Source organism: Bacteroidota bacterium (assembly GCA_017303975.1).
Lineage (GTDB): Bacteria > Bacteroidota > Bacteroidia > JAFLBG01 > JAFLBG01 > JAFLBG01.
This window is the reverse complement of the sequence record JAFLBG010000042.1, coordinates 21,462-30,602: the sequence shown is the minus strand read 5'-3', so window position 1 is coordinate 30,602 and position 9,141 is coordinate 21,462. Positions and strand designations below refer to the sequence as shown.

The following is a 9,141-nucleotide window of genomic DNA, read 5'->3' as shown; positions in this document are numbered from 1 at the left end:
ACGTAACAAAATTTATTAGCAGCCTTGACCTTTTATTGCTTTTGTGTCAAGGCAAAAGCAAAATAGCAGGCTATTTTAATTGCTCTTGTTCAAAAAAGGTTCTAACTTGCTTCAGTAACGCCCACCAAATGGGAGAGTCGGTAAAATTTACGGATTCTCCCATTTTATTTTTAGTATTCATTCTCTTTCTATTCCCCCTACCGCCCTTGTATTTACTGATATAGCTATAAGGGGTAAGAAAATCAAGCCCAATTTTTTTGTCCCTTAAAGAATGGTTCGTTATTCCTGCTAAGGAATGTATAGATAAGTCAGGGAAAGACAAATACATATATTTTTTGGTACGTGTTTTTGCCCGTGAGAAATTGCTTTAATATAGTCTTAAATTAAAATACTCAAAGACTATACTAAGAGGGATGTTGCAAAAACCGTAACAAAAAATATGGCAGTTAAGAAAGTGCGTGGATTATCTATTACCACTTTTAAAGCGTGTGGAAAGTAAGTCTACCAATAGAGACATAGAATAGAAAGTGCGAAAATGGCGTATCTATTGGTAGTCTTACTATGCAAGCGTTTGTAAGTAGTGAGTAAAAGGTTAGTTTGCTTTGGCAAGTGCCATTTACTCACTTCTTACAAACTGTGCGAAGGATTTTATTTTTGGCATTGTCTTTGGTTATTCAAAGGCCATGACAAAAATAAAATAGCGAAGCGGGCAGTTTTTTTATGGAATAATAAAGCTGGTAGTAAAAGTTGTTCACAATAATAAAATGAAGATTTACTTTTAGTTATTTTTAGAAATAACTAATAAATACAAGATGATTAACTATTTTCTTTATGCCCGAAAGTCTTCTGAATCGGAAGAAAGGCAGGTAATGTCAATAGAAGCACAGTTAACTGAGTTAAGGGAATATGCTCTCAAGGAAAAGATAAATATCATAGAAACATTTACGGAGAGTAAAAGCGCAAAGCAACCGGGGCGGATGGAATTCAACAGGATGATAGCAAAGATTTATGAAACCAAAGAACCAATTGGAATCATTGCCTGGCATCCCGACCGGCTGGCGCGGAACAGTATGGATGGAGGGCAAATAATTTATCTAATCGATATTAAAAAAATTTCTGTCTTACGTTTTCCTACTTTTTGGTTTGAGCCCACACCCCAGGGATTGCTTATGTTAAATAATGCTTTCGGGCAAAGCAAATACTATTCTGATAATCTCTCAGAAAATGTGAAACGGGGAATCCGCCAAAAAATCAGGCGTGGAGAGTGGATAGGCAAAGCCCCTGTTGGATATACGAATAATTACAAAACAAGGAATATAGAGCCCGATCCTATAAAAGCTAAAATAATCAAACAGTTATTCATGGATTATGCCGATGGAAAGTATAGTATGAATAGCGCAAGGGAACGCCTGAAATATTTGGGGATTGAAAGTAAGAGCGCTAAAATGATAAGTGTTTCAAAAGTGGAATGGATACTCACTAATCCTTTGTATTATGGAGTAATAAAACATAAGGAAGAATACCACGAAGGAAAATTTGAGCCCCTAATAAGTAGAGAGACTTTTGACGCAGTGCAAAGGAGGTTAAAAGAACGTTCCCAACCAAGAAAAAGTAAGCACAGGCATGATTTTGGTTTTACCGGGCTATTAACATGCGGGGAATGCGGATGTGCAATAACGGCTCAATTTGCAAAAGGTAACGGAGGAACTTACCGTTATTACCGCTGCACAAAAAAGCGCGTGAAATGTTCACAGGGATATTTAAGGGAAGATTTAATGTTAAGTCAACTGAGGGCGGAGCTTCAAAAGATTTCCCTGCCTGATGAATGGGTTCATAAAATGCAGGCTCAAATTGATTTATGGGAAAAGGAAAGTCAAGGAGAAATAATCCTTTTTGCCCAAAATCTGGATAGCAAATTAAAAGAAGTGGATATTGTGTTGGACAAATTGGTTAATGGTTTTCTGGAGGGTATAATTGATAAGGATACATACCTTAAAAAGAAATCGGAAATTATCAACGAAAAGCAAAGTCTTCAACAAAGAAAGACAGGTTTGGGGCAAAAAGGGTTATTATGGCTCGAACCATTGAGAGATTGGCTAAAAGTCGCTCACAGTGCTGCAAGTATAGCTTCCTCAACTGAAATGAATAAAATAAAATCGATTTTACAAAAAAGTGGAACGAACCATTCTTTAAGGGACAAAAAAATTGGGCTTGATTTTCTTACCCCTTATAGCTATATCAGTAAATACAAGGGCGGTAGGGGGAATAGAAAGAGAATGAATACTAAAAATAAAATGGGAGAATCCGTAAATTTTACCGACTCTCCCATTTGGTGGGCCTTGTTGGAATCGAACCAACCACCCACAGCCCCGATAGCTATCGGGGGAGTCTGTGTTATAAGTTTTTCAGTTTTGTAACTAATTCCGGATAAGATTTTAGATTTTTAATATACTGTGCGCTTTTCATTTTTTTGATGTGCTTTTCTATTTTTAACGCTTGATTAAAAGTGTTGCACTCGATATACAGAAAAAGCTCCCAATCACTAGCCTTAGCAGTAAAATGAGAATTACCATAGAAGTGATTATTATGTTTTGCAATTTTCACATCTACGGAATCTTGAGTTGCCCCTGTATAAAAGCGATTCAACTTTTTACTAAAAATAATGTAGCAGCTTGGCATAAGAATGAAAAAACCTTCTAAACTAATTATGTTTAGAAGGTTTTTGTGGTGGGCCTTGTTGGAATCGAACCAACCACCCACAGATTATGAGTCTGTTGCTCTAACCGAATGAGCTAAAGGCCCCTATAAATAAAACTAAAAAAGAACAAATATATTTAACCCAACCACCCACAGCCTTGATGGCTATCGGGGCTGTCTGTTGCTCTAACCTCCCGATAACTATCGGGAGAACTAAAGGCCCCTTTTAAAGAGATAGCGAAAATAGCTAATAAAGGTAAAATATACAAATCAAATTAAAGTTAGTGTAACCATTGTGTTTTCGATACTTTATTTATGTTTAGCTAATCTGCATTTTGTGAATAAAATTCCTTGTATTTTGTCAACTTATCTCACTTATTCTCGTTCAAGTAGCAAGAAATGCGTACAAAAGAAGGATTTAATTTTTTTTATAACTGTTGGCTGGCAAGCCTTTTTCTGCTTTTGTCTTCTTCTGCCTTTGCTACACATATAGTAGGTGGCTCGCTAACCTACATCCATAATGGAGGCTCCAATTATACCGTTACTCTTAAGCTATACCGTGATTGTTCTCCAGGAACAGCTTCGTTTCCTAATAGTATAACGGTTGTTGTTAGGGGGTATGATGGTGCCACATTTCCTACAAGTAGAGATTTTAATATATCGCTAGGACCAGTAACTCCTGTGCCTTCGAATTTGGATAGTTGCGCACTTCCTCCTAATCCTATGCCATGCGTAGAGGAGGGGCTTTATACCAGAACAGTTAACTTACCGGCCAATCCTGGGGGGTATCATTTGTACTATCAACTAATTGCTAGAAATTTAAGTTTAACAAATATCAACGCTACTTGTAATTGCGTGGGAGAGAGCTATTATGCCTATATCCCCGGCAATACCGTAAACTGGTTTGAAGATTTTAATTTAGCTAACAATACAACTACTGATGTCGGTACTACTGATTGGACAAGGACTTTGGGTGTTACTCCGCCTAATTATGCTCAAGTAAATAATGGCGTATTTGAATTTTCGGGTGCAAATAATGGCGAAGCTGCTTGGGTTTCGCAAAGTATAAATATATCGGCAATTGCAGCTGGCGTAAATGTAAATATTGATTTATACGAAACAGGAACACTCGAAGCCAATGATTCAATTCAAGTGTTTTATAGTTTGAACGGTGGGGCTTGGACTCCATTTGCAACAAATAGTTTTTTTGCAGATGATTTTACTTCGGCTGTTTCGAGCGTTACGGGATTGATTGGCAATACCCTGCAAATAATGGTTAAGGTGCATTACGATGCAAACTCACCAAGTACGGAGCTGTATAGAATAGATAATGTGGATGTTTACACCAATGATTTTGTAAGCAATAGCGACCCTGTCTTTAATTTATTTCCTCCATTGTTTTTATGTGCCGGAGAGCCTTTTACGTTTGACCATGCAGCCACAGATCCAGATGGTGATTCGTTGGTATATTCTTTTTATACTCCTTATGACGGAGATAATGGAGTAGGGGCTCTAGATCCAACATTTTCAGGCAATACAGCTATTTTTACTCCAATTACATTTTTAGGAGGATTCTCGTCCACCAACCCATTGGGAGGTGCTCCATTGACACTGAATCCTGTAACAGGTTTGCTTTCGGGTACTCCAAGTGCATTAGGGCAATATGTAGTTGGAATAAAAGTAAAGGAATACAGAAACGGAATATATATCGGAGAAACGATTCGTGATTTTCAATTTAATATTGTTAACTGTCCTCCTGACGCACAAGCCTTGCTAAATCCTATGTCTGTATGCAGTGGGAGCTCGCATACATTTTCGAATGTAGATCCAAATGCAACAAATTGGTGGTGGAACTTTGGAGACCCATCTACCAATGCAGATACTTCGACTGCACAATTTCCTACATATACCTATACTCCCGGCACATACTCTGTTACACTAATTGTAAACAAAGGAACTACTTGTGCCGATACAGCTGTTGCTCCAATTTTAGTGGGATTTGTAAATGCATCCTTTACACACGATGCTCCAAAGTGTTCCGGAAGCGTGGTTTCCTTTACAGACAACTCTACTAAATCTTCTAACGCAACGATCAATTCATGGTCTTGGAATTTTGGTGATGCAGGAACATCCACCTCTCAAAATCCAACACATGCTTATATTACGGGAGGTACTTATACTGTTGTTCTTACAGCGAGTACGAACATCGGTTGCACGGATACTGCTATTCGGGTTCTTACAATTCATACGCAGCCAACTATTACTGCAATAAGTGATAAAACGGTTTGTGCAAATAATGCCTCATCTGTATTGGGTGCAACGGTAACAAGTGCTAGCGGAATGGTTTGGACTACCAATGGAACCGGTGCATTTAGTCCTAATGCTACAACTGCTGCTGCAACTTATGTTCCGAGTAGTGCAGATACTGCCTTAGGGGTGCTAACTTTCACTGCAACAACAACGGGAAATGCTACATGTAATGCAGCTACAGATATTACGGTACTTACAATTTCCGATGCGCCAGTTGCAAATGCGGGAGCTGATATCTCTGTTTGTGCGTCTATTTTGAATGTGGCATTGAATGGCTTGGTACAAAATGCTTCTGGAGGTTTGTGGACAACAAGTGGCTCCGGTGTTTTTACCCCAAATGCTACATCGCTTACAAACACATATATTCCAAGTGTTGCAGATGTGTCTATTGGAACATTAACGCTTACATTAACAAGTACAGGTAATGCGGGCTGTGTTCCTGTTGTTGATTATACAAGAGTTACTATTACACCCGATTCAATTGCTGTAAGTGCCGGAAATGATACTACTGTTTGTAGTCCAGATATTACCTTAAATGGACAAGTTAAAATTTCTTCCGGTGGAAGGTGGAGTAGTAGCGGAACGGGAGTGTTTCTGCCGAATGACAGTACTTTAAATGCTAGATATGTTTTTAGTACAACAGATACTACAAATGGTAGTGTAACTCTTATTCTTACTACCATTGGAAATGGTGCGTGTGCTGCAAAATCAGATACAGTGGTTGTATCGGTTCCCGATTTTATTTCTATTGCTATTACTTCATCAGATAGTATCTGTGGGAATGGAAATTCGTTTGCGGTATCTACAAGTGTTTCAACCGGCCAAGGTATATGGTCAACATTCGGATCGGGAATTTTTTCTCCATCTACTACATCACTTAGTGTAAATTATACACCATCTATTGTTGATATTCAAAATGGCTCCGTCCAACTTGTTTTTACATCAGCAAATAATGGACAATGTGCAGCAACAAAAGATACACAATTGGTAGTTTTAACTCCCGCACCGTCATTAACAGTAACCACAACTAATGTTAGTTGCTTTGCAGGAAGTAATGGAACAGCGATGGTTTCTGCTTTCGGAGCATCAGTACCATATATGTATTTGTGGAGTTCTAATGCAAGCTCGCAATCTGCATCACTAGCAAGCGCTCTTACAAGTGGTATCTATACTGTTACCGTAACAGATTCTAAAAATTGCTTTTCAATTGGAACAACAACTGTTACGCAACCCTCATCAGCATTGTCTATGTCTGTTGTGGCTATCAATAACGTAAGTTGTAATGCAGGATCTGATGGAAATATCCAAGTTGCTGTTTTTGGGGGGACTGCTCCTTATTTTTATAATTGGCAACCTACAGCCAATATGGGCAACAGTATTTCTAATTTAACAATGGGCAATTACACTGTTACCATTACCGATAATAATGGGTGCAGTATTATTAATAATACATTAGTAATTACAGAACCTGCAGCTCTTAGTATGGTAATTACACCAAGTTTTGTAACCTGCAATAGCGGAAGTAATGGGGCTGCATCGGCAGTAGTTAGTGGAGGTACAGCTCCGTATAAATTTCTGTGGAGTATAAATAACACCAATAGCACCATTAGCAGTTTACCAATAGGAGTATATGGTCTTACTGTTACAGATGCAGAATTTTGTGTTTTAACGGAAACAACATCTATTACACAGCCTCCTGCTATAACTCACACTATTTCATTTAGCAACGCTACCTGCTTTCAAAGCAATGGCTCTGCAACTATTGCAGCAGCAGGCGGTTCGGGTGCATTCTCATTTGTTTGGAATAATGGACAAACAACAGCTACTGCAACCAGCTTGGTATCTGCAAATTACCAAGCCACTATCACAGATGGCGCTGGTTGCAACCAAACTACCAATGTGCAGATATTTAACGAGCCGGGCGTTACTGCGCAACCACTTGCAACTACAACCATAACATGTTTTGGTCAATGTAATGGAGCGGGAACAGTTGGCAGTGTTGGTGGTAGAGCTCCATATTCGTATGTGTGGTTTAATGGTTCTACTTCAACTACCGTAACGGGATTATGTGCAGGGTTGTACACAGCAACAGTTACGGATAGTACAGGGTGTGTTTCTTCTACGGCATTTTTTGTGAATCAACCTGCGCTACTTACCTCTTCTGTTGTATTTACGAATGTGCTTTGTTATTCGGGGACAACCGGAGATGCGTCTCTTATTGTAACAGGCGGAAAAACACCTTACACCTATTATTGGAGTAATGGTGCAACTACATTCGGTATTTCGGGTTTGCCAGCAGCAATGTATCAAGCAACTATTTCGGATGCAAACAATTGTTCTACCACCAATACTGTAACTATTACCGAACCTGCACAGCTTTTGATTCAGACAAATTCGGTGGTAGCAGTAAGTTGTTATGGAGATGCCAATGGAGTTATTTCTGCAAGTGTTGTGGGTGGAAGCGGCTCTTATCAATATAGTTGGAGCTCACTTTTGGCAAGCTCTTCCGTGGTAAGCAATTTGACGGCAGGGGTTTATTCACTAACAGTTACCGATCAGAATTTATGTACAGATACAAGCTTGTTTATTATTAATCAACCTGCTGTACTAGCAACTGCCACAACTAGTATCACGAACCCTACTTGTTATGCAGGAAATAATGGAAGTGCATCAGCTTCAGTTTCCGGAGGAACTCCCAACTATCAATACAGTTGGCAAGGAACCGCTCAAACAACAGTATTTGCAACAGGTTTAATCGTGGGCTCGTATACTCTTTTAGTTAGTGATGCAAATAATTGTAAAGATACTTTGGTTGTTACACTTTCTGAGCCCTTGCCTGTAATAGCAATTGCCGGCACGTTGGATAGTATTTGTTTTGGACAATCGGTTTCTATTAGTGCAACAGCAACAGGTGGAGGAGGAAGTTATTCGTACAGTTGGATTCCGGGATTACCCGGAAATGACTCAGTGCAGGTAGTGTCTCCAACAACTACTACCAATTATACAATAATAGCCTACGATCAAAATGGATGTTCTTATCAAGCAGATACAGCGCATGTAGAGGTAATTAATCTTGCAGGTGCAAGTGTGGTGGTACATGCTACTACTCCAATTTGTCCGGGACAGAGTACACAAGTATATGTTTCTGTTGCTGGGAATCCGGGTCAACTTGCATATACGTGGAATCAAGGATTGGGAAATTCCCCGGGAACATTTACGGTTACGCCTACACAACCTACCACATATGTTGTTACGGTTGTTAATTCATGTGGTGTATCGGTAACTGATTCTGTACAAGTTTTGTTTAATCCGCCTCCAACAGTAGTTATAATGGCAGATACTATTTCCGGTTGCACACCAATAACTGTTCAGTTTTCAGACGCTTCTATTACAGGTAATGTTGCAGACCCTATCACATCTTGGTTTTGGAATTTTGGTGATGGTGTTACTTCTACTAATCAAATTAATACGCACACCTACACAAGTGCTGGTACATATAGTGTTACATTAATTGTTACAACAAGTCAAGGGTGTACAAATACAAATAGTTTAACTCCTTTTGTTGTACAGGCATTTTCTATTCCAGATGCCTTGTTTTCAGTAAATTCTACGATACTCACATTGCCAAGCGATACGCTGAAATGCACCAACTTATCTATTGGTGCTGCATCATACTATTGGACTTTTGGAGATGGAAATTTTTCTACCCAAACGAATCCTGTTAATGTATATCAGAATCCCGGAGTATATGATATTTGGTTAGTAGCTTCAAATGCTTATGGTTGTAGTGATACAGCATCTGTTACAATTAAGGCAAATCAAAATTTAACGTTCCCCAATGCGTTTACTCCCGATCCGGATAATGAGTCGGACGGATATTACGATGTTAATAGTTTAGATAATAATATATTTTTCCCTTACGCAGCGGGAGTGGTAGAGTACCATCTACTTATTTTTGATAGATGGGGAGAATTGATATTTGAGACACACGAAGTAAATCGTGGCTGGAATGGGTATTTGAAACATAAAATTTGTCAACAAGGAGTTTATATATTTAAAGTAGAAGGCAAGTTTGTAGATGGTAAAAAAATTAATAAAACAGGTGATGTTACGTTGTTGCGCTAAAATAATTGT

4 protein-coding genes and 1 tRNA gene are annotated in these 9,141 nt (G+C 38.8%); 2 read left to right on the top strand and 3 right to left on the bottom strand.

Annotated elements, in window-relative coordinates:
- Positions 1 to 70: 70 nt before the first annotated feature.
- The gene (locus J0M08_12375) at positions 71 to 322 is read right to left on the bottom strand and encodes a hypothetical protein (protein ID MBN8703854.1); all 252 of its coding nucleotides are present in this window, start codon (positions 320 to 322) and stop codon (positions 71 to 73) included.
- Between the two features lie 490 nt (positions 323 to 812).
- On the opposite strand from J0M08_12375, the gene J0M08_12370 reads away from it, so the two are divergent.
- A complete protein-coding gene (locus J0M08_12370) occupies positions 813 to 2,417 on the top strand; it encodes a recombinase family protein (GenBank protein MBN8703853.1) in 1,605 nt (534 codons plus the stop codon).
- Here J0M08_12370 and J0M08_12365 read toward each other — a convergent pair.
- Both J0M08_12365 and J0M08_12360 read right to left on the bottom strand, forming a co-directional pair.
- Positions 2,395 to 2,679, bottom strand: coding sequence for a GIY-YIG nuclease family protein (locus tag J0M08_12365; protein ID MBN8703852.1), 285 nt, complete (start codon positions 2,677 to 2,679; stop codon positions 2,395 to 2,397). The two genes, J0M08_12370 and J0M08_12365, sit on opposite strands and share 23 nt — an antisense overlap.
- A 46-nt stretch (positions 2,680 to 2,725) precedes the next feature.
- A tRNA-Ile gene (locus J0M08_12360) sits at positions 2,726 to 2,802 on the bottom strand.
- Between the two features lie 294 nt (positions 2,803 to 3,096).
- Here J0M08_12360 and J0M08_12355 point away from each other — a divergent pair.
- Complete coding sequence (locus tag J0M08_12355) at positions 3,097 to 9,132, top strand: PKD domain-containing protein (GenBank protein ID MBN8703851.1); 6,036 nt, start codon at positions 3,097 to 3,099, stop codon at positions 9,130 to 9,132.
- The last annotated feature ends 9 nt before the right edge of the window (positions 9,133 to 9,141 follow it).